This is a genomic window from Bacillus sp. FJAT-50079 (assembly GCF_018343515.1).
Lineage (GTDB): Bacteria > Bacillota > Bacilli > Bacillales > Bacillaceae_C > Lederbergia.
Genome location: NZ_JAGYPD010000003.1, coordinates 451,588 through 473,649, shown reverse-complemented (window position 1 = coordinate 473,649; position 22,062 = coordinate 451,588). Strand labels below are relative to the sequence as shown.

Here is a 22,062-nt window from a genome sequence, read left to right as displayed (position 1 = left end):
AATGGAATCTATGTTACAATGGATAAAGCGCTAACTTAGTTAACTTTTAATAAAGGTGGTTTTTATATGGCGTATGTAATTACTTCACCATGTGAAGGTGAGAAGTTTGGCGAATGTGTAGAAGTATGTCCAGTTGACTGCATTGAAGAAGGGGAAAATATGTTTTTTATTGACCCAGATATTTGCATCGACTGTGGTGCATGTCAGGCAGTATGTCCTGTTGATGCCATTTTCCACGAGGAAGAACTTCTTCCAGAAGACGAAGTCTATCTAGAAAAAGCACGTGAATTTTTTGGAGCAGCGCAATAATTGTAATGGTTCGACCGCGTTTTTCGGCACTGGAAACTAATACAAAGATTCATCTATACTGTTGATTTACGCTTCAGGCGGATCGGGAGCCTTCTCGGTGCCGAACGCACCTGCGGGGCCTCCCGTTCCCCCTTCTTTAGACCACTTAAAAAGTCCCTTAAATAATTTTACTTTAGAACACCTTTGATTGGAGTGGTCAGCTTCCGCCTGGAGCGAAAATCCATTGACTCACTTCATTCAGATTCCACTTTTATTTTTCCTTACTAAACTTTTTTCCCAATTCGTCTTCAATTGATAAATCGGATAGCTTTACATTGGAGCGATAGGCCGCTCGGATGATGAGATGACCAGCAACGGGTGCAGTTAAAAATACGAAGACAATTCCAAGCAGAAGCCTGACGCTAATGAATGCTTCTGTCGACCAAATATAAATAAACGCACCTGTCAATGTGAGCAAAACAGCCAATGTCGTGCTTTTTGTCGCCGCATGAATTCGTGTATAAACATCGGGAAAACGAATCATTCCAATTGCGCTAATCACGCTAATAATCGCACTTAATAAAATAAGCAAAGCAGCGGAAAACTCAACGATCTCGTTTATGTTCAACGATTACACCCCTCTCAATAAATTTCGAAAGGGCAATTGTACTAATAAATGCCAATATCCCGATAATGAGGATAACTTCGAGGAAAGCCCTCGTTTTTAATAATATTGAGATGACGGCGATTCCCGATATAAGATTTACTCCCAATGTATCCATCGCCACAACCCGATCAGGCATCGATGGTCCCCGAACAATTCGATAAAGTACAATTGCGATGGCCACAATAAATAATATAAGAGAGATATGCAACATCATTTCGATCATTATCGTGTCACCTCCATGATTGCTTTTTCAAATTTTGCAAGAGATTGTAATAAAGAAGTTTTCGATTTCTCTAAGTCCATTCCGTGAATGTAAAATTTATTACCATTTGGTGTTACTTCCATGACGACTGAACCCGGTGTTAACGTGAGGAGCATCGCCAAAGTCGTTACTTCCCAGTCACTTTTCAATTTTGTTTCGTAAGTAAAAATGCCGGGTTTTATCCGAAGCTTTGGACTTAATATTTGTACGAGCACAACATAGCTTGATTGTAAAAGTTCAGAGATAAAAATAAGGATTAACTTCAATATAGAATAGGCTCGCCGTAAATAAAATTGTTTTCCAAAGAAACGCTGCATTAAAAATATAATAAGGATTCCGACGAGAAAGCCAGCAAAAAAAGTGGAAAATCTCGGTACATCCTCATCTCTTAATAACATCCAAAGCGTAGCAATGAATAAGTTCAATATAAATTGGGCTGGCATGCATCTTCACCTCTTCCTTTAAGAAAACTTCTCATTTGCTTTCACCTAAAATCGATTCAATATACACACTTGGATTCATTAACGTATACGCAGCATCACTCACGTAAACAGAGATGGCTTCTGCGCCAAGCCCTAAAATGGCTGTTCCAAAAGCGAGCAGTGAACACGGAATAAGCAGACTACGTTTTAGCGGAACCTCATCTTCTTCACTAATTGTCGTTTCTCCCCAGAAAGATCCCATAAATACACGAAGAAGAGAATAAAGGACAAAAATACTTGAAATAAACGCCAGTGCAAGTAATACATATGAACCAGCTTCAATCGCCCCTTGACCGACTAATATTTTTCCGAGAAAGCCACTGAATGGAGGAATGCCCGCCAATGATAATGTAACGATGAAAAACAGCCAGCCTAATAATGGATAATTTCGAATGAGTCCACTCATCTTATCAATGCTAGCCACTCCCGTTAAAGAAATAATTGTTCCTGCTAGGAGGAAAAGCAACGCCTTTACGATCATGTCATGTACTAAATAATAAATAGATCCTTCAATGGCTACCTCTGTTGAAACAGCTAAACCGACTAAAATAAATCCAACTGCAATGACAACATTATAGGCAACAATTTGGCGAATATCTTTATAAGCAATCGCTCCAATACTCCCCCCTATTAAGGTGAGTGCAGCCATAATTCCGATAATAGTATGCGTGATTGAAGGTTCATGATAAAAGAGCAATGTGAATACACGGAAGAGCGCGTATATTCCCACCTTTGTTAATAACGCTCCAAATAAAGCAGCAACCGCAACCGGCGGCACACTATATGATCCCGGAAGCCAGAAATAAAGCAAGAGTCCTGCTTTTAGGCTAAAGACGAGCAAAAATAAAATACTGATCGTCGTCAATAGCGGCCCTTGTCCTACTTCTGCAATTCTTAATGATAAATGAGCGAGATTTAACGTTCCTACGCTCCCATACACATATGCGATTGCAATAAGGAAAAACCATGAAGACAATACATTGATGGCTACATACGTAATCGATTCTTTTAATTGCCTTTTTTCTCCGCCGAGTGAAATGAGAACATATGAAGCAACGAGCATGACTTCAAAGCAAACGAATAAATTAAATAAATCACCCGTTAAAAATGAACCATTCACTCCTGCGACTAATAATTGAACAAACGAATAAAAAAACATCTTTTCTCGCTTTTGTCCAATTGAAGAAAATGCATATAAAAGACAGATCGCCGTAACGATACTTGTCGTTGAAACGAGCAGCATCGAAAATGAATCAGCGACAAAAATAATCCCATAAGGTGGGGCCCAGCCACCAAATTCAAGATGCAAAATTCCTTCGGCTTGAATTTGATTTAAAATATATAAACTAACTACGGTCGTTCCAATCATGGCAAGTATGCTCATCCATCGTTGTACTTGGATATAAGAGCGAAAGAACACAAGAATAATTGCCGTCAAAATTGGAATGACCATCGGTAATACAATAATATTATTCATCGTCTACCTCTCTTACTTGGGCGACATCGTCTTTTTCTGCTTCTTGGTGGGATCGATACACTAAGACGAGGAGCAATGCAGTCACTCCAAAGCTAATGACAATCGCCGTTAATATGAGCGCCTGTGGCAAAGCATCCACAAATGGCGCTCCCGCCCCTAATAATGGAACATTCCCGTTCTTAAGCCCGCCCATTGTCATAATGAGAAGATGCGCCGCATGTGAAAGAAGGGATGTTCCCAAAATGACGCGAATTAAATTACGTGAAAGAATTAAATACGTAGCAGCAGCTACTAATATCCCAACAAGGATGGTAATTAACGTTTCCATAGGCTACACATCCTCACTTATACTTAAAATAATCGTTACGACTGTACCAACAACGGTTAAAGCAACACCTACTTCAAACAGGACGACCGTTGCTAGTTCTGTTTCCCCAAGAACAGGCAAATGGACATGAGCAAATGTTTGCGTTAAAAAGTGAGAACCAAACAATAAAGAACCAAGACCTGTCGTCACTGAAATAAATACACCGATTGCGGCGACAATTTTAAAATCAAATGGCGTCCCTTTATGAACAGTCTCAATATCAAAGGCAAGATAAAGCAATACGAAGGCTGAAGCAAGAACAAGACCACCGATAAAACCACCACCCGGATTATGATGACCGGATAAAAATAAATATACACCGAGTGTCAAAATAATAAACACAACGATTCTTGTCACAGTTTGTAAAATGACATCATTTATTTTCAATGTTCTGCTCCTCCTTTCCAGCCTTCAGCTTAATTAACGTAAATACACCGAGCCCTGCGATGAAAAGGACAACAATTTCGAGCATTGTATCAAAGGCACGGAAATCCCCTAAAATCGTATTAACAATATTGTTTCCACCTGCAAGCTCATAGGCATTTTCAAAGTAGACTGAAATGCTTTCAAACATTTTATTACTTTGAACAGATAATGCTAGCAAGGTGACAAGCGTGCCAGTCGCAATCGCAATAATGGCATGAAACACTTTCGTCTTCCGCTTGTATGTTTCCTTTTTCCATTCAGGCAAAAAGCGGAAACATAGTAAAAATAATGCCGTCGTTACGGTCTCCACAACGAGCTGAGTAAGTGCTAAGTCTGGGGCACGGAACAATACAAAGAAAATAGCAATTGAATAGCCTAGCACCCCATTTAATAATGTCGCAGTCAATCGGGATTTTGCAAATAGAATTGCAACCCCAGCAATCATCATAACAAATACCAATATCCACTCATATATTCGTATCTGAGCATTGTTAGACATATCGAATGAAAATGCCCCTGTTAAATACAATCCGCCGCCAATCGTTATAAAAAAGAACAAATACACATATAACGCATAGTCACGCAAATTACCGGTCATATACGATCTTGTAATCTTTTCAGAACGCTCCTCAGCTTGGACAAGAGCAAGATTATACAATGCATTTAAACTCCACTCAGGCGGTAAGAGACGATATACCGGTTGCCAGCGGCGGAGAATGCGAAACAGAAGTACGCCCATTGCAATGACTCCGATCGTCATATATAAAGGACCATTGAAACCATGCCAAATCGAAATAGATGGCAACTGCTCACTTACTTGGGCGATGCTAGGAAAAACACTTGTCATTGCGGGACGTAATAATGAATCTCCTAAAACATTCGGGAAAAGGAAAATTCCAATGACAAAACAAGCGAGGATGATCGGTGAGATCAGCATGCCAATTGGCGCCTCTTTCGCATGATGCTCCAGTTTTTCTGGATGATATGCACCAAAAAACGTTTTAAATACAATAATCATACAATAAACGAAAGTGAACACACTGGCGATCCAAGCTATGACTGGAAATAACCAGCCCCATGTTGCTAGTGAGAAGAGATCAACTTGTTGTATATTCAAGGTAGCCGCAAAAAACAGTTCCTTACTTAAAAAACCATTAAATGGAGGTAATCCGGCCATCGAAAAGCTTCCGATCATCGCGATCGTAAAGGTGATTGGCATTAATGCCATTAGTCCACCAAGTTTTCGAATGTCCCTTGTCCCTAGTTCATGGTCGATTATTCCAACGACCATGAAAAGTGCGCCTTTAAATGTTGAATGGTTCACAAGGTGAAAAAGTGCTGCAAATGTTGCTTGCGTATAAATAACTGACTCGGTACTTGAGCCAAAAGAAAGTGCAACAGAGCCAAGACCGAATAAACTTACAATGAGACCAAGTTGACTAACCGTTGAAAAGGCGAGCAATGCCTTTAAATCGATCTGACGAACCGCATTCAATGAACCCCAAAACAGAGTGAATATTCCAACACCGCTAATTAGCCAGAACCAGATCGCATCGCCGCCAAAAATTGGTGTAAACCGGGCAATGAGGTAAATGCCTGCTTTGACCATCGTTGCTGAATGCAAATAAGCACTGACAGGTGTCGGGGCTTCCATTGCATCAGGCAACCATATGTGGAAGGGAAATTGCGCAGATTTTGTAAAAGCACCGAGCAGGATTAAAATCATTGCAGGTAAAAATAACGATTCATTCGATAACGAAGGAAACGTTGCTATTAACTCACGGATACTTGCTGACTCAGCCATTACGAATAACATAATAAAGCCTACGAGCATGGCAATTCCGCCACTCACTGTAATAAGTAATGATTTTTGTGCTCCATATCTTGAATTTTTTCGATGATACCAAAAAGCGATTAGCAAGAACGAAGATATACTCGTTAATTCCCAAAACGCATATAATACGAAAAGATGGTCAGAAAATACGACCCCAAGCATAGCGCCCATAAATAAAAGCAAGTATATGTAAAAATGATGAAGAGATTCCCTTGCAGATAAATAGTAAATGGAGTAAAGTATGACCAAGCTACCTACTCCGGTAATCAGAAGAGCAAAAATCATGCTCAAACCGTCCAAATAGGTTGAGAAACGAATTCCGTAGGATGGAATCCAATCGATTGAATATGAATATGTTTCTCCTTTGGCGATCGCAGGGATGTAGCGGGCAAGGATAATAAATAATGAGACAGGAACAAAAAGGACGAACCAACCAATACGTGTCCGCGGCAATCGCTTGTAAAGAAGTGAAATAAGTACTGCTGCTAAAAAAGGCAACATAATCGCGGTGATGACAGTGTTCAAAGCCAAACCTCCAATTCCATATAATGATGAGTGGGAGTTAACCCAGAGGTGCATAGCTCTTACGTTGGCACAGTGATGGAGCGTTCCTTACCGCGCATTATTTATGAATAACGAACAAATCATAATAAAAATATGAAGAACTCTGGAAAGCCTAATCAAATTAATATATCGTTTGACCTTGGCAATGTATGAAGACTTTTTAGAGGACCCTTCCAATTAAAAGAGCGTATACGTTGAGTTAACAGAACAGTCTACGTATGAGATGACTGCATAGTATATTCAGTATGAATTATACACTAAAGAATCATATTCTGTACAATAAGAAACCTCCACTTGACTAGAAGCTTGCTTCGTTTTAAGATTGACATTGACATTTTTATTTATGTTTTACAATCTAGCCATTATGGTGAGATATTATTTTAAGAGGTGAATACCGCTGTGAAAAAAGCAAATGGTCGTATGGACGAATGCATTCTCGTTTGTGTATATTATGGGCCGAATGGAGAACGTCTGATTAGGCGTGGACATAAATTGGCTAGTATGTTTAACTGTCCTATTTACGTCTTGACAGTAGATCCCCTTCCATACGATGAATTTGATGCAGAAAAATCAGCATACATTGAAAGCTGGAAAGAATTAATCGAAGAATTAAACATCGATGGCTTCATTATGCGTGATAAAGAAAAACGTCCACCAAGTAAAGTCATTGGTGAAATTGCCAGAGCATATAATACAACCCAAATTATTATCGGCCAGACGGCCCAAAGCAGATGGGAAGAAATTACAAAAGGTTCCTTTCTTAATGTCCTATTAAGAGATATTCCATTCGTTGATTTTCACGTCATATCTGTTGACCGCTCAATCAAAGGTGTCGAAGAGGAATACTATGAAAAGGGTGTACGCGGATATTTAGTAAAAGAAGGAGACCAATATCACCTTCGTTTCTCAAGTTCAAAAGATGTACAATACGAGGGAATTTTTTATAAAGAAATTGGTACTGACTTTAATAATGGCGTGTTCAAATTTATCGATAATCATAAAACATGCCAAGTCCATATTACTGAAGATCAAGTAACAGATCCTTTAAATACTTGTCCGTTTATGAAAGAGGAAGCATTAAAGAAAGGGTGATGAATCATATTTTCATCACCCTCTTTGTTTATTTTTGTATCATTCCGCTTTCCTTAAAGAAGCGAACACTATCTATTTTCCAAACATCTGTTGGGGCAATACGAATAAGATGAACATCGCCTTGATAGATCCTTCTTTCCGATCGGTCATCAATCCATTCAATCTCAACAGGAACTTCAAGAACAGTTTTATTCTCGACCGATACATCATGAACCTGCCGTATTTTTATATTTTCAACAGAGCGAAAAATGTTCTTCCAATCGATTGTTTGAAAAGAAATCAAGGATGTAATGTCAGCATCCTGCTGTTTCATTCCAGCAATAAAGGAAGAAATGACTGTAAATGGATCGGCATTCGCAAGGTAAGCATCAAGCTCGCCTGCTGCCTTTAAGATCATCAACTTATGCGACTCATCCATCGCATTTTTACGATGGGTTTTACTCCCATTAAAATGAATGCAAAAATGCCCGCGAAAATTATTGTCTAACGTACCTGCTCCATGTGGCATCCCATTCATTGAGGCAGCTATCCACTGATCTCCGTGAATGACAATGATTGCCCTACGTTTCCAGCTCCATTCACCACCATAGATTTCTTTCATGATTTCCGTATCTTTTGCGGTCAATGGCTGAACATCAGCATGACTGCTCCCAGCTCTCCTTTGCACCTCAAATCTTTTCCCTGTTTTTACATCAAGCACAGTAAATTTACTATACTTTGGCAAAATCTCATTTACCTCTTCCCAATCAAGCAGGTCGATGTGCAAGCTCACTCCTTCATTTTTCGCGAAAACAGGAACACTTTGGGCGAAAAGGATGCTCATGAATAATGTGAAGATAATAGGTAGGCGCATAGATTTCACCCATTTCTTTATCATTTTTAATCATATAAAAAGTTTTCCTAATTTACTTCACGACTATTCATTAATATAAAATATGAGTGCAGCCAGCAAACCATTGTTTATTGAGCGCTGCGACTATTGGGAAATGGGATATTAGATCATGCCTATTGGACGAGGTTCCTGATTTTAATGGGAAACGAGACATTGGAGCACTTCTATTGGACAGCGGTCAGCACTTTTAACGGAATATGGGACATTAGAGCACTTCTATTGGACGAAGGTCAGCACTTTTAACGGGATATAGGACATTAGAGCACTTCTATTGGACAGCGGTCAGCATTTTTAACGGAATATGGGATATTAAAGCACTTCTATTGGACAGCGATCAGCACTTTTAGCGGGATATGGGATATTAAAGCACTTCTATTGGACAGCGGTCAGCATTTTTAACGGAATATGGGACATTAGAGCACTTCTTTTGGACAGCGGTCAGCACTTTTAACGAAATACGGGATATTAAAGCACTTCTATTGGACAGCGATCAGCACTTTTAACGGGAATTGGGACATTAGAGCACTTCTATTGGACAGCGGTCAGCATTTTTAACGGGAATTGGGACATTAGAGCATTTCTATTGGACAGCGGTCAGCATTTTTAAAGGAATATGGGACATTAGAGCACTTCTTTTGGACAGCGGTCAGCACTTTTAACGGAATATGGGACATTAGAGCACTTCTATTGGACAGCGGTCAGCATTTTTAAAGGAATATGGGACATTAGAGCACTTCTATTGGACAGCGGTCAGCACTTTTAACGAAATACGGGATATTAAAGCACTTCTATTGGACAGCGATCAGCAATTTTAACGGGATATGGGATATTAAGGCACTTCTTTTGGACAGCGATTAGCAATTTTAACGGAATACGGGATATTAACGCACTTCTATTGGACGAAGGTTAGCAATTTTAACGGGAATTGGGACATTAGAGCACTTCTATTGGACAGCGATTAGCATTTTTAACGGAATATGGGATATTAAAGCACTTCTATTGGACAGCGATCAGCAATTTTAACGGGATATGGGATATTAAAGCACTTCTATTGGACAGCGGTCAGCATTTTTAATGGAATATGGGACATTAGAGCACTTCTATTGGACAGCGGTCAGCATTTTTAACGGAATATGGGACATTAGGGCACTTCTATTGGACAGCGATTAGCAATTTTAACGGGATATGGGATATTAGAGCACTTCTATTGGACAGCGGTCAGCATTTTTATTGGTCGGGACATTAAAAACATTTTTCCCCAGTTTTGAACTTTAAAAAAGACGCTCTTCTTTTCAATAAACAACGCATATTGGATAATAGACGAGCGTTAATTCAATTTGGAGATCAAGTAGCAATTCAACATAGTTATTGCACTGTTTGCACTAGTTCACTGTTCCCGAATGAATAATCAAGCATTACCGAGATGAAGTCGCGATTTCCGTCATCAATTTCATAATCGTTCTATTTATCTTCCTCATAAAGTTGTTAACATCTCATTGGAACGCAATCGTTCGATAAATACTTCTAATGCTTTCGTTTGAAATGGAGATTTCGTTACGATCGAAAATTTCCGCATTAGCGGCAACCCCTCTATATGGATTTTTTTCAAATCGCCATTTCGCAATTCCTTTTTAATTGCCCATTCCGATAATAAGCTAATTCCTAATCCTGCTTCCACCGCCTCTTTAATTGGTTGTGTGCTGCTGAAATACATATATTGTGTTGGGGATACATTTAATAATTGAAATACTTTTTCCGTTGCTTCCCTTGTCCCAGATCCATGCTCTCGAACAATCCACATTTCCTTCTCCACTTCTTTTCGATCGATTTCCACACCCTTTAGTACAAGTTCATGCTGTGGTGAAGCAACAATGACCATGGAGTCTTCTGCAATGTCTTCCACAATTAATTGCGCGTCATTAAAATGACCTTCGACAATGCCTATATCGAGTTGATGACTAGCAACTAAGTCAGCAATTTTCGCAGTATTGCCAATCGTAACTGACGGATGAATATCGGGATAATCCTTTTTTAAATTTGCAATAATATGCGGGAGGACATATTCTCCAAACGTATAACTTGCACCAATCGATAATGGTCCACTTACTTTATTCACTAAATCGTCTACTAAATTTTGCATTTTTGTATGAAGACCAAGTATTTCCTTCGCATGATGATAGACAATTTCCCCCGCCTTATTCAGACGGACATATTTATTCGTTCTTTCTAATAATCGTGTGCCGACCCTGTCTTCCAATGCCCGAATATATTGGCTTACAGCCGGCTGTGTCATATGAAGCTCTTCGGCTGCACGTGAAAAGTTTTGCTTGTCTGCAACGATTACAAATACGTGCAAATGTTGATCCACTATTCGTTCATCCTTTTCCGCTTTTCCTTAATTATATCATTTTACTTATTATCATCATTATATTTTCTTACTTCCCTTATAAACGATTTCATACTATTGTATGTATGGAGGTGTTTTGATGGCTTCACAACAAATACAACAAAAGAAAGAGAACCATGAACAGAAACAGCCAAAGCAACGTACATACGTGATGTGGACGGCTGGCGTAGCATTTACTTTTTTTATCGCTTTTCTTGGATTGTTACTTGCGAAAATACCCGGATTTAGTCACGTAGGTCAGCTTGCATGCGCGATTATCGTCGCTGTTGCTTATCGCCAATTTTTTGGTTATCCAGAGGCACTCCGTTCTGGCATTACCTTTTCAACAAAAAAATTACTGCGGTTGGCAATTATTTTATATGGTTTGCGCTTAAATATGGCGATTGTTTTTCAAGATGGTTTAGGATTGCTTGTCCGCGATGCTTTTGTGATCGCTTTTGCGATATTAGCTACGATCTGGCTCGCCAAACTATTAAAAGCAGATAAAATGATATCTCTGTTGGCGGGGGTTGGAACGGGAGTTTGCGGTGCGGCTGCAATTGCAGCGATCGCACCGATCGTAAAAGCAAAAGATGAAGATACTGCAATCGGGGTTGGACTGATTGCATTGATGGGCACAATTTTTGCGATTATTTATACGATATTAAGGCCAATTTTACCGCTTCTTCCGACTGAATATGGCATTTGGTCTGGGATCAGCTTGCACGAACTAGCCCATGTGGCTATTGCGGCCGCGCCAGCTGGAGAGGATGCGCTTGCGATCGGACTGCTAGCGAAATTAGGTCGGGTATTTTTACTCGTGCCACTTTGCTTTATTTTTATCTATATAATGAAAAGGAAAAATAAAGACAGTGGTCAATCAGAAAATAAAGTTGACTTCCCTTGGTTTTTACTCGGATTCATTATATTAAGTGTCTTAGGCAGCTATGTTTTCGGTCACTCCATCCCTATATCAGATAATGTAATGAGTGGCGTTTATACGAGTACAACATGGTTGTTAACCGCTGCGATGGTCGGACTTGGATTAAATGTGAGCTTACAGGATTTGCGAACGAGAGCAATGAAGCCGTTGATCGCGATGACGATTACTTCGGTTTGTCTTTCGATCTTGGCGTATTTTATTATTTAAAATTACATAAAGCCGATGAAGAATTTTCTTCATCGGCTTTATACTTTTAATGAAATAATCGCTTTTTCATTATATCCTTTACATGTTTTTGGAGAATAGTTAATTGATTTTAATATTGGTTTACCCAACATCCCGCGCTTGGGGCGCTGAACGTTGTTCAACAAACAGTAGACCTAATTCATGATGATCACCTTCGTATAGAGCACGTTGCACGAAACGTATTTCCTTATTCTCATCCAACACATCTAATTTGCAGTAGGCACGGTTCATTAATAGGGCCTCATACAATTCCTGCTTGTTTTTCACTGGCTTCCCATTGCATGCCGCAATGACTTCTCCTGTTTTTAATTCCATTTTATCTGCCGGAGAATCGGGAATGATGCCTAAAATCATAACTCCATTATTTCTCGGTGTGAAATAGTAAGGTGTGTTCCCCTCACGCACACGATGACGGTGTGAGATCCATGCCCTGCCTAAGATCGCAAATCCAATTGCAACGATTGGCAATATCGTTGGCAGCCACAGGCCACACGCGGCAAGAATTAGTGTGAGAATCCCCAACATTGAAACATTCTTTCCCATTTGTTGAACTGCTACTTTAGGTAAAACACTTTGAATTTGAATTTGGAATCCGATTAGAAACGGAAGGAGAATCGGTGCGTACTCTCCATTTCCCCAAGCAAACACAGGCCACCATTCAAACGGAGCAGTAATTGGGCCGGCAGGCAGAAAGAATAAAACCGGCACGAACCAGAGACGCTTTGTCTGATAAGCCCCGACCGTTAGGCCTCTGCGGCTTGTCCTTAGTTTCGGCGACAGATCCATTAATCCATTTTTGTAAATGAGCATCCCTTCAGCAAAGAGCATGACCGCAAGTATGACCGCTACTTCCATGTAAAATTGCGGCTTAGCAATAATCGACGAATAATCGATATACGGAATGTTTATCTCAAAATAAATAGCCGCAATCAAACATATTAATGGTATCCCAATTGTGTATGCGGGTGATAAAAGTCGAGCATTTCCGATCACGCCTAAAAAAATAGTAGCTGCGGCAATGGCAATGATTATTTCCTTAGGTAAAATAAATCCAATTCCTGCCGAAATAATCGATAATATCAACCCGGCTAAAATGCCGGCTACGAATAAATGACGAATCTCATAGGTTAAGTGATTCACCCGAACATGAAAATCTCGTCGCTCTCTTTTAACTCTTAAATAGCCTGCGCTTAATGCAAGAATGAACGAAAAATAAAAAACTGGATGTAAGAACATTCTTCCAATTCCTTTGGCAAGTTCTATGCTCCAAATTTCCATAAAGGCCACAACCTTCCCCGGACAAAATCCTTTCCTCTATTCTATCAGAATTCTTGAAGCTTCGCTTATGAAATTGAAAACAAAAAGCCAATCATCTATGTCTTCCAAGATGAATGGCTCATTTTCTTTATTCTAAACCCGTTCCACTAGGGTAGTTCGAGGAAGCCTCCTCGGCACTAAAAGCTAAAACACCTTCCGCACCGCTAATAAATCATAATTATCTTAATAGAGCTTTATTTTAATATAGTTTTCAAGGCAACTTGGAGTTGGATATCATTTTTCTCGTCTTGGATCGCGCGAATCACTGACTCTTCTAGTTTTTGTGCGACATCAACTGTGAGTTCACCCGTTACATCTATTTTTTCAATCGTCTGGAATGCCTTCACCGCACGCTCTGTCTGCTCATCAAAATAACCGTCCGTTCTACCAGGACCATAACCTAATCCCTTAAGCATTTCCTGGGCAATCTTTACTTTTTCGTTATTCATATCTTTACTTAACGTTTCTTCAATTGGGAGAGATTGGGTATAGAAATAGGACGGTTGTTTTACTTCAGTCGTTGGTTCAATTCCTTTCCCATGAATCCAATTCCCATCAGGTGTTAACCACTTGAACACTGTGAGCTTAATATTGCTTCCATCATCTAAAGGAATGGGTTGCTGGACCGTTCCTTTCCCAAACGTTTTTTCTCCGATTAAAGCATATCCTTCGATTTCTTCGAGGGCGCTAGCTAAAATTTCTGAAGCTGATGCGCTTCCTTCATCAATCAATACAGAGATCGGATATGGCTTTCGCTTTTTCAGTCCAGAATAATACGGTTTTTTATTGCCGTTGCGCTCCTCAATTTGGACAATTGGTTTCTTGCCCGTTACGAGCTCACCAAGAATTTCTTCAACGCTAATAAGCATACCACCGGGGTTGCCGCGTACATCAATGATTAAACCAGCAATTTGTTGTTCCTCTAGCTTTTGCAGCTCTGTTTTAAAATCTCTTGCTGTGCCTTTCGCAAAGGAAGTAATTTCAATATAGCCGATTTTCCCCCCCTTTTCTTGCTTCACATCAGAGAAGACCGTTAAAATAGGCACTTCATCTCGAGTGACAGAAAAAGTAATTGGCTCAGCTAATCCTCTTCGAACGACTTCAAGTTTAACAACCGATCCCTTTTCACCGCGAATTTTTAATGAGGCTTCATTTATATCGAGCCCTTCTACGTTTTCTCCATCGATTTTAATAATTTGATCTTTCGCCTTTAGGCCCGCTTTTTCGGCAGGTGCATTTTTTATTGGTGATACGATAATGAGCTTGCCCTCTTCAATGGCAATATGTGCTCCAATTCCATCAAATGACGAATCAAGGCTATCTTCAAAGCTTTCTGCCGTGTCCGCATCCATATATACAGAGTAAGGATCTTTCAACGTACCGATCATCCCTTGAATGGCTCCTTGAATGAGTTGCTTTTCATCGACTTCATTTACGTATGCGTTACGGATTAATTCATATGCTTGTGCAACCTTATCAAGCTCAGCACCAATGCTTAATCCACTCGATTCTTGCGGAGATTCTTTAGCTGTCGTCTGCCAATACGGCACAAGCCAGGTCATTCCTGCATATGTGCCGCCCGCCCCGAGTAGCAAAGAGCAAATCGAAATTACCGCAAGCCACTTCTTTTTCATCATATCCCTCCACCCGCTCATGCAAGATTAAATACTGTGCTCTTTGCGCTGTATCCGTACATGATATGCGTGTGAGGGACAAGTTATGAATAAGCGAATCAGGAGACTTAGGATGAAAAATAAGATTAAAGATGATTAAGTCAACGCAAGAGCAGCCTTTTTATTTTGAAAAATATAGGCAAAGTCCTCAATCATAGCGCTTGCGGTAGGACGACTCCCCGCCCCTGGCCCTTGCACAGCAATCGTACCTGCCAAACTAGACTGAATTACTAGAGCATTGTCTACTCCTTCGACATTGTATAAAGGATGGTCGGAATCTGTGATAACAAGCTGAACAGATGCTTGGATCTTGCCGTCTACATTTGCCACTTCCGCAACATGTTTAAAACGTTGATTGAGTTTGCCGGCCTCCTCAATCTCTTTCAGTGAAAGGGATGATATACCTTCCACCTTTACATCGTTCCAAGCAGGCTGAATGCCGAATGCAAGTCTACTTACGATCATTAGCTTATAAAACGCGTCAAAGCCTTCGATATCATTTGCCGGGTCGGCCTCCGCGTAACCAAGTTTTTGTGCCGTCTCCAAAGCTTCCTCAAAAGATATTTGCTTCTTCCTCATTTCTGACAATATAAAATTTGATGTACCATTTACAATCGCTTGAATACGCTCAATTTTATTCACTTGCAGTTGCTGAGCAATCGTCCTAATGATCGGTACACCCCCAGCCACTGTTGCCTCATAACCGATCTTGACGCGATGCTTCTTCGCTTTTGTCAATAGTTCTTCTCCATGCCGCGCAAACATCACTTTATTCGCAGTAATGACATCACATCCCCGCTCTATGGCCCTGTTTACATATTGATAACTAGGATCTTCTCCAACGATTGCTTCAAATACGACTTGAAGGTCTGGTATACGTAAAATCTCTTCAAAGTCTGTTGTTACTAGCACATTTTCGGCAATATTGCGTTTTTTATATGGATCTTGAATAAGCACACCAGCAACCTGCACCTCAGCGCCTAGCAGGGCTTGCAATTGTTGCTGATGTGTTTGTATCGCCTCGTATAACCCTTCTCCTACTGTTCCAAAACCAAGTAATGCTGCCTTGATGACTGTCATCTGTTTTTCCTCCTTAATTAATCAAATACGCCTCGGTGTAATTCCGCTCAAACTCATTCAAAGATATCTGCGACATTTGCTGGTACTTGAAAATCAACAAATCTTTTTGTACTGAAAGCGAAGCATCACGTACAGGAAGCCTAATTGGCATACGACATTTATCGGCCATAGAGAACTTCTGCCGCTTCGGGTAAAAAACAAAAGGGCCAAAGCGCATCGCGCCTAGCCCTTTTATAAAATACGACATTATTTTGAAGCTGCTACCGCCTCAACTGCTTTTGCGATTGCTTGTTCAAGATCTGCTGTAATATCTTCAATTGCTTCAATTCCAACCGCCAAGCGAATTAATTCTTCTGTAACACCTGTCGATTTCAGCTCTTCACCGCTCAATTGTTGATGCGTTGTTGACGCTGGGTGGATGATTAATGATTTTGCATCACCGACATTCGCAACATGAGAGAATAATTTCACATTGTCAATCGTATTTCTGCCTGCTTCACGTCCACCTTTAATACCAAAGTTGACGATTGCGCCCGCACCTTTCGGGAAATACTTTTGTGCCAATTCATATGATGGATGATTTTCAAGACCTGGGTATGCTACCCACTCAACCGCATCGTTTGTTTGTAAGTATTCCGCAACTGCTTTTGCGTTCTCCACATGCTTTGTAATACGTAAATGCAATGTTTCCAATCCTTGCAAGAAAATAAATGCATTGTCAGGGCTTAAGCATGGGCCGAAGTCACGCAATAGCTGCACGCGTAATTTTGTTGCAAACGCCGCTTGTGGTACATCGATCCCAAAGCGAATGCCATGATACGTATGGTCTGGCTCAGTAAATCCAGGGAATTTTTCATTGTTCCAATCAAATTTCCCGCTATCGACAACAACTCCGCCAATCGCTGTTCCATGACCGCCGATCCATTTTGTAGCAGAATGAACAACAATGTCTGCGCCATGTTCAATTGGTCGATTTAAATAAGGTGTTGCAAATGTGCTATCAACAATTAATGGAATCCCGTTTTCATGGGCAATCGCAGCAACTGCTTCTGTATCTAAAATGTGCAGGCTTGGATTTCCGATTACTTCTGCAAAAATGGCTTTCGTTTTTGGAGTAATTGCTTTACGGAAGTTTTCCGGATCTTTCGGATCAACAAAATTCACTTTAATGCCATATTTCGGAAGTGATACAGCAAATAAATTATATGTTCCGCCATATAAATCTGTTGCAGCTAAAATCTCGTCCCCAGCACTTGCTAAGTTAAAAATAGAGAATGCGATCGCAGCCATTCCAGAAGATAAAGCAACCGCCGCTGTTCCTCCTTCAAGCTCAGCGATGCGCTTTTCAAATACGTCTACCGTCGGGTTCATAATTCGTGTATAAATATTTCCTGATTCTTGCAATGCGAATAATTTTTGTGCATGCTCTGTGTCATTAAATACGTAAGATGTTGTTCTATATACAGGGACTGCTCTTGATCCCGTTGCATCTGGCTCCTGTCCACCGTGAAGTAAAACTGTTTCTGGTCTGTAATTTTGTTCTGACATGTTATTCATCCTCCTAATTATTTTGATGTGAATACTAGGTTATGAGACTGCATGTATCAATTTGCAATCTTATTAGATATACAAAAAACCCTCTTCTTGATAAGAAGAGGGTGTATGTACAATTCCTCCCCTTATCTTTCAGGTTCATCACCTGTAGGAATTAGCACCTTTTCAGAATAAATCTCTGAAGGTTGCCGGGCATCGTAGGGCCTAGTCCCTCCGCCGCTCTAGATAAGAGTAAAGCTTATTCATTTACATTCATTGTTTGAACTGTTAATTATCATTATAGCGCTTCGACAAATAATGTCAACTATATTTTCAAAATAATTTTTCCCTTTATATAAATCAGTTTTTAATTCATCTCTTTTACGTAATTTCTAATTCTTTCATCATCCATTGGTCCAACTACTTTTCTGTGAACCAATCCATCCGTATTAATTAAATACGTTGTTGGAATGGTCAACGGCTTGTATACATCACTAACTTTCCCCTCTTCATCAAGTGGAATTGGAAATGTTAATTCATACTCCTTGATAAAATTACTTACTTTTTCCATCACATTTGTCCCGCGTTCAGCCATCGTTAAATTGACCGCAATGATTTCTACATTTTCATCTTTGGCAGATGTTTTATAATAATTTTCCATATGGGGCATTTCTGCTTTGCACGGTGGACACCATGTCGCCCAAAAATTTAAAATGACCTTTTTCCCTTTATAGTCGGATAATTTAATCGTATTTCCATCAATGGTCTGTAACTCGAAATCAGGTGGTACCTCTCCAGCAGTAAATCCCGTAGCGGTGACCTCTTTCGCCAAACGATCCATTTCCGCCAAATATTCTTCCTGTGCTTTTTCAGCTTCTTTTTTCGCACGAGTTTCTTGTACAATATTGACCGTTACAATACTGACTAAAATAATGATGATGAGCAATCCAAATATATTTTTTTTCAACGGGTAACACCTTTCTTTTTGCTTAATATGAGTAACATCATCGAGGCGACGACATACGTAATAATCGGTGAAGAAAAGATCCGGTCATGAAAAGAATATAAAAGTATTTGCATAATCGGAAATAAGATGATCAGCTGCGACCTCCAGCTGTCTTCCCGCCCTTTCAACATCGTTGCGATGGCAAAGCTTCCATTCACAAGCAGAAAAATGAGTTTCATCGTTATTGAAATTTCCTCGACTATCTTGATCGTAAGCTCATATATGACCATCGTCAATAAAAACGCCTGAAATATGGTCGCCCAATCCATTTGTCTCCTTATTGTCACAAATAGATACGTGCATGCAACGATAATTCCTAGCCAGTATCCTTTTATCCCGCCATCAAAATAGATGATCGTCATTGGATTGGCAACGACAAATGACCACTGAAAGATAATAACACTTAATTTCCACGTCAAAATAAATAAAAGAATGGCATTACTATAATAATCGGCTTCTTTCTTTCTTTTTAAAAGGAACAGCATTCCAGTCGTTAATAAAGAGGCAATGATGATTGCTAACCAAGCCGTTGGGAGAGTGAGCGAGCCAAATGAAAGCCACATGTGAACATTCCTTTCAATCATAATACCGGGGAGAGCAAGCGTGAGATTGATTCTTTAAAGCGAATAAAGAGCGATCGTTTTTGATAGTCCTCAACAGTTAATTCATGTGATTTCTCGATATCTTTTTCAAAGATTTGTACTAATTCCTCGACGAGCACCGGATCATATAAAAAAGCGTTCACTTCAAAATTAAGTCTGAAGCTGCGCACATCCATATTCGCTGTTCCAACTGTTGCAATTTTTCCATCCGCTACAATTGTTTTTGCGTGGATAAAGCCATTTTCATATATATATACTTTTGCACCTGATTTTAAGAGTTCACCGACATTCGATAATGTCGCCCAATAGACGAAAGGATGATCTGGCTTGTTCGGAATCATTAATCGAACATCTACGCCTGATAAAGCGGCAATTTTTATTGCATCAAGCACACTTGCGTCAGGAATAAAATATGGTGTTTGAATATAGATATAATGTTCAGCAGAGCTAATCATTTTTAACATTCCGTACTTGATTTGTTCCCATTCGGAATCAGGGCCGCTTGAAACGATTTGTACATCCGTTTCGCCCTGAGGCTCGATATGTGGAAATAGACGATCCTGATAGCTTATTTTCTTCGTTGATGCTTGATTCCAATCAAGGACAAAGCGGGTTTGCATCGCATATACTGCTTTTCCATAAATCCGCAAATGAGTATCACGCCAATATCCGAACTTTTTATCAAGTCCTAAATACTCATCACCGATATTAAAACCACCAACATACCCCGTCTTCCCGTCAATAATGGCAAGCTTGCGGTGATTTCGATAATTGACTTGTAAATTAAGATGCGGCAAAATCGCCGGGAAGAAGGCACTTGCTTCTCCTCCTGCTTCAATTAAAGGACGGAAAAATTTCCTTGGTAATCTTCTTGATCCCATTGCGTCGAATAAAACCCGAACTTCGACCCCTTCCTTCGCTTTCACAACAAGCATATCAAGCAATTCATTCCCAAGCTGATCGTTGCGCAATATATAGTAAATCAAATGAATATGGTCCTTTGCATCAGCTATATCTTGAAGAAGCGCGCGAAATTTATGATAGCCATCCGTATATATATTTACTTTATTATCTTGGGTGAGCACAGCCCGATCATTGACTAATAACATATAAATAAGATCTTTGTATTGTGCCGTTCGTTCGTCATGAAAAGGAAAGTCACCCTCTTGCAACATTTCGATCTGATATTTCGTAATATCCATAATTCCAATTTTGTTTTTATCTTTCCAACTAAAGATCTTTTTCCGGCTTAAATTTTGTCCGAAAATTAAATAGAGGATAAATCCTGCTATTGGAACAAAAAATAAAACGAGGAGCCATGCCCATGTTGCACCCACATCTCTCCGTTCTAGGAAAACAACAAAAATGGCTAATACAATATTCAATAGAAGAATTAAACCTATTAAGGTCGTCGTAATTCCTGTAAATGTCATAATGAGCCCCCGCATCCTATACAGAACTTTAATCTTATCTCTCACTCAATATATTAACATATGCTTACAATGAAGCGAAAAAAACCGCACCTAAGCAAGATGCGGTTTCGTCATTTTAGAAATTAATATATTTTGTTGGGTTTACAGCGTTTGATTTTGCAGCATTCCATGGTCCTTCATGGATTTCAAAATGTAAATGTTGACCAAATGACTGACCTGTATTTCCCATATAGCCAAGTAATTGTCCTTGGGAAACCGTTGCTCCTGCCGAAACGCTACGACTGCTCATATGAGCGTAAACCGTTGTGTATGTTCTTCCATTCAAGTGATGCGAAACAAATACAACATTTCCGTAACTCGAAGAATAATAAGAACTGCTCACGACACCAGCTGCAGCTGCGACGATTGGAACTGTACCTCCTGCCGCGATATCAACTCCGTAATGCATTCCACCGAAACTAGCACGGTAACCGAACCCGGAAGAAAAACGTCCATTTGCCGGTTTAATGAATAGCCCTCCAGATGAAGCTGGCGGTGGAGCGACTACATTGCTACTACCTGAGCTTTGTGTCTGATTGCTGCTTGCGCCGCTATTTTGAGATGCAGAAGCTGCCGCTTGTCGCTCCGCTTCTTCACGTGCTATTCGCTCTGCTTCTTCTTTCGCTTTACGAGCTTCTTCTGCAAGACGGTTTTGCTCTAACTGGATAGCTGCTTCAATTGCAGCACTTTGTTCTGCTAATACTTGTGCTTCTTCCTCCAGCTCCATCTTTTCGCTCTCAGCATGTAATTTCTCAGCTTCCAATTGTTTCATAACTTCTGCTTTTTTAGCAGTTTGTTGATTTAAATTTTCCTTTAATGCTTCCAATTCTGCAAGCATATCATTTAAGCTTGCAAGCTTGTTTTCTACTTCAACTTTATTCTTTTCAAGCTGTTCTTTGTCGGCCTGCTGCTCTTCCATAATCTTTTGATCTGCCTTCACAAGTGTTGAAACAGCACTTACACGATCGATAAAGTCGCTAAAACTTTCTGCTCCTAGCAATACATCTATGTATTTCACAGATCCGCCATTCATTTGTATGTTTCGAGCACGCTCTTTCAGCAACTCATTTCTTTTTTCGATTTTTAGCTTCAATTCTTCAATTTCTGCACGCAACTTTTCAATTTCTGCTTGCGTTGCAGCAATCTCTGTTTCTTTTGCTTGGATGTTCTGATTCGTTTCAGCAATTTCCATTTCAAGCTTTTTCATCTCAGCCTCTAATGTATTTTGCTGAGTCATAATTTCTGAAATTTGTCCCGATATTTCATTAATGGAACTGTTGACATTCGATTGTTTATTATTAATTGTACTTTTTTCGTTTTGTAAATCAGATAATGATGCTGCATAGGACGTGCTCGTATTCGCAAATAATCCCCCAAACCCCAATGTTACAGCTAAAGAAAACGAAAGTAATGAACGACTCTTCAAAAAAATGTTCCCCTTTCTTACTCTCAC

General features: G+C 39.9%; 20 protein-coding genes and 1 riboswitch. Of the genes, 3 read left to right on the top strand and 17 right to left on the bottom strand.

The annotated features are described in order from the left end of the window. Positions 1-66 precede the first annotated feature (66 nt). Positions 67-309, top strand: a complete 243-nt coding sequence (locus KHA95_RS09885; protein ID WP_213137327.1) for an indolepyruvate ferredoxin oxidoreductase subunit alpha — start codon at positions 67-69, stop codon at positions 307-309. 250 nt (positions 310-559) lie between these two features. On the opposite strand, the gene KHA95_RS09880 is transcribed toward KHA95_RS09885, so the two are convergent. Genes KHA95_RS09880 through KHA95_RS09850 form a run of 7 tightly spaced genes read right to left on the bottom strand, consistent with a single transcriptional unit; the run spans position 560 to position 6,328 of the window. After that, on the bottom strand, positions 560-916 hold the full coding sequence (locus KHA95_RS09880; RefSeq protein WP_213137326.1) for a Na+/H+ antiporter subunit G: 357 nt from the start codon (positions 914-916) through the stop codon (positions 560-562). Beyond that, the gene (locus KHA95_RS09875; RefSeq protein ID WP_213137325.1) at positions 894-1,178 is read right to left on the bottom strand and encodes a Na(+)/H(+) antiporter subunit F1; all 285 of its coding nucleotides are present in this window, start codon (positions 1,176-1,178) and stop codon (positions 894-896) included. The genes KHA95_RS09880 and KHA95_RS09875 overlap by 23 nt, the downstream gene beginning before the upstream one ends. Next, positions 1,178-1,660 (bottom strand): Na+/H+ antiporter subunit E, encoded by a 483-nt coding sequence (locus KHA95_RS09870; protein WP_213137324.1) that lies wholly within the window; start codon positions 1,658-1,660, stop codon positions 1,178-1,180. Before KHA95_RS09870 ends, KHA95_RS09875 begins: the two co-directional genes overlap by 1 nt. A 31-nt stretch (positions 1,661-1,691) precedes the next feature. Further along, positions 1,692-3,176 (bottom strand): Na+/H+ antiporter subunit D, encoded by a 1,485-nt coding sequence (locus KHA95_RS09865; protein ID WP_213137323.1) that lies wholly within the window; start codon positions 3,174-3,176, stop codon positions 1,692-1,694. Continuing rightward, positions 3,169-3,504: a Na(+)/H(+) antiporter subunit C gene (locus KHA95_RS09860; RefSeq protein WP_213137322.1), complete on the bottom strand. Its 336-nt coding sequence runs from the start codon at positions 3,502-3,504 to the stop codon at positions 3,169-3,171. The genes KHA95_RS09865 and KHA95_RS09860 overlap by 8 nt, the downstream gene beginning before the upstream one ends. A 3-nt stretch (positions 3,505-3,507) precedes the next feature. Next, positions 3,508-3,930 carry a Na(+)/H(+) antiporter subunit B gene (locus KHA95_RS09855; RefSeq protein WP_213137321.1) on the bottom strand — a complete coding sequence of 141 codons (423 nt, stop codon included), beginning with the start codon at positions 3,928-3,930 and terminating at the stop codon, positions 3,508-3,510. Next, entirely contained in the window at positions 3,917-6,328 is a 2,412-nt protein-coding gene (locus KHA95_RS09850; protein ID WP_213137320.1) for a Na+/H+ antiporter subunit A, read from the bottom strand. Before KHA95_RS09850 ends, KHA95_RS09855 begins: the two co-directional genes overlap by 14 nt. Positions 6,329-6,766: 438 nt before the next feature. On the opposite strand from KHA95_RS09850, the gene KHA95_RS09845 reads away from it, so the two are divergent. After that, a complete protein-coding gene (locus tag KHA95_RS09845; protein WP_213137319.1) occupies positions 6,767-7,459 on the top strand; it encodes a universal stress protein in 693 nt (230 codons plus the stop codon). A 28-nt stretch (positions 7,460-7,487) separates the two neighbouring features. Here KHA95_RS09845 and KHA95_RS09840 read toward each other — a convergent pair whose 3' ends face one another. Together KHA95_RS09840 and KHA95_RS09835 are read right to left on the bottom strand one after the other, a co-directional pair. Beyond that, complete coding sequence (locus tag KHA95_RS09840) at positions 7,488-8,312, bottom strand: hypothetical protein (protein WP_213137318.1); 825 nt, start codon at positions 8,310-8,312, stop codon at positions 7,488-7,490. A 1,513-nt stretch (positions 8,313-9,825) separates the two neighbouring features. Continuing rightward, positions 9,826-10,719, bottom strand: a complete 894-nt coding sequence (locus KHA95_RS09835) for a LysR family transcriptional regulator (RefSeq protein WP_213137317.1) — start codon at positions 10,717-10,719, stop codon at positions 9,826-9,828. Positions 10,720-10,909: 190 nt separating this feature from the next. Here KHA95_RS09835 and KHA95_RS09830 point away from each other — a divergent pair, with 190 nt between their 5' ends. Next, on the top strand, positions 10,910-11,887 hold the full coding sequence (locus KHA95_RS09830; protein ID WP_249316812.1) for a YeiH family protein: 978 nt from the start codon (positions 10,910-10,912) through the stop codon (positions 11,885-11,887). Positions 11,888-12,007: 120 nt separating this feature from the next. Here the strand turns inward: KHA95_RS09830 and KHA95_RS09825 are convergent, their stop codons facing one another. From KHA95_RS09825 to KHA95_RS09790, 8 genes are all read right to left on the bottom strand, one after another. Beyond that, positions 12,008-13,204, bottom strand: coding sequence for a PDZ domain-containing protein (locus KHA95_RS09825; RefSeq protein ID WP_213137315.1), 1,197 nt, complete (start codon positions 13,202-13,204; stop codon positions 12,008-12,010). A 233-nt stretch (positions 13,205-13,437) separates the two neighbouring features. Beyond that, positions 13,438-14,877: a S41 family peptidase gene (locus KHA95_RS09820; RefSeq protein ID WP_213137314.1), complete on the bottom strand. Its 1,440-nt coding sequence runs from the start codon at positions 14,875-14,877 to the stop codon at positions 13,438-13,440. A 135-nt stretch (positions 14,878-15,012) separates the two neighbouring features. Further along, positions 15,013-15,996, bottom strand: a complete 984-nt coding sequence (locus tag KHA95_RS09815) for a homoserine dehydrogenase (protein WP_213137313.1) — start codon at positions 15,994-15,996, stop codon at positions 15,013-15,015. Between the two features lie 246 nt (positions 15,997-16,242). Beyond that, on the bottom strand, positions 16,243-17,544 hold the full coding sequence (locus KHA95_RS09810; RefSeq protein ID WP_213137312.1) for an O-acetylhomoserine aminocarboxypropyltransferase/cysteine synthase family protein: 1,302 nt from the start codon (positions 17,542-17,544) through the stop codon (positions 16,243-16,245). Positions 17,545-17,672: 128 nt separating this feature from the next. Then, positions 17,673-17,782: riboswitch (SAM riboswitch) on the bottom strand. A 114-nt stretch (positions 17,783-17,896) separates the two neighbouring features. Continuing rightward, a complete protein-coding gene (locus tag KHA95_RS09805; RefSeq protein WP_213137311.1) occupies positions 17,897-18,496 on the bottom strand; it encodes a redoxin domain-containing protein in 600 nt (199 codons plus the stop codon). Continuing rightward, positions 18,493-19,098, bottom strand: a complete 606-nt coding sequence (locus tag KHA95_RS09800; RefSeq protein ID WP_213137310.1) for a hypothetical protein — start codon at positions 19,096-19,098, stop codon at positions 18,493-18,495. Before KHA95_RS09800 ends, KHA95_RS09805 begins: the two co-directional genes overlap by 4 nt. A 17-nt stretch (positions 19,099-19,115) precedes the next feature. Beyond that, on the bottom strand, positions 19,116-20,570 hold the full coding sequence (gene cls / locus KHA95_RS09795; protein WP_213137309.1) for a cardiolipin synthase: 1,455 nt from the start codon (positions 20,568-20,570) through the stop codon (positions 19,116-19,118). A gap of 115 nt (positions 20,571-20,685) precedes the next feature. Continuing rightward, complete coding sequence (locus tag KHA95_RS09790) at positions 20,686-22,035, bottom strand: murein hydrolase activator EnvC family protein (protein WP_213137308.1); 1,350 nt, start codon at positions 22,033-22,035, stop codon at positions 20,686-20,688. Between the last annotated feature and the right edge of the window lie 27 nt (positions 22,036-22,062).

Coding starts and splice junctions, on each gene's coding strand:
- KHA95_RS09885 (WP_213137327.1), top strand. CDS start 67: ATGGCGTATGTAATTACTTCACCATGTGAAGGTGAGAAGTTTGGCGAA.
- KHA95_RS09875 (WP_213137325.1), bottom strand. CDS start 1,178: ATGATCGAAATGATGTTGCATATCTCTCTTATATTATTTATTGTGGCC.
- KHA95_RS09870 (WP_213137324.1), bottom strand. CDS start 1,660: ATGCCAGCCCAATTTATATTGAACTTATTCATTGCTACGCTTTGGATG.
- KHA95_RS09865 (WP_213137323.1), bottom strand. CDS start 3,176: ATGAATAATATTATTGTATTACCGATGGTCATTCCAATTTTGACGGCA.
- KHA95_RS09860 (WP_213137322.1), bottom strand. CDS start 3,504: ATGGAAACGTTAATTACCATCCTTGTTGGGATATTAGTAGCTGCTGCT.
- KHA95_RS09840 (WP_213137318.1), bottom strand. CDS start 8,312: ATGCGCCTACCTATTATCTTCACATTATTCATGAGCATCCTTTTCGCC.
- KHA95_RS09830 (WP_249316812.1), top strand. CDS start 10,910: ATGTGGACGGCTGGCGTAGCATTTACTTTTTTTATCGCTTTTCTTGGA.
- KHA95_RS09825 (WP_213137315.1), bottom strand. CDS start 13,204: ATGGAAATTTGGAGCATAGAACTTGCCAAAGGAATTGGAAGAATGTTC.
- KHA95_RS09820 (WP_213137314.1), bottom strand. CDS start 14,877: ATGAAAAAGAAGTGGCTTGCGGTAATTTCGATTTGCTCTTTGCTACTC.
- KHA95_RS09815 (WP_213137313.1), bottom strand. CDS start 15,996: ATGACAGTCATCAAGGCAGCATTACTTGGTTTTGGAACAGTAGGAGAA.
- KHA95_RS09810 (WP_213137312.1), bottom strand. CDS start 17,544: ATGTCAGAACAAAATTACAGACCAGAAACAGTTTTACTTCACGGTGGA.
- KHA95_RS09800 (WP_213137310.1), bottom strand. CDS start 19,098: ATGTGGCTTTCATTTGGCTCGCTCACTCTCCCAACGGCTTGGTTAGCA.
- cls (WP_213137309.1), bottom strand. CDS start 20,570: ATGACATTTACAGGAATTACGACGACCTTAATAGGTTTAATTCTTCTA.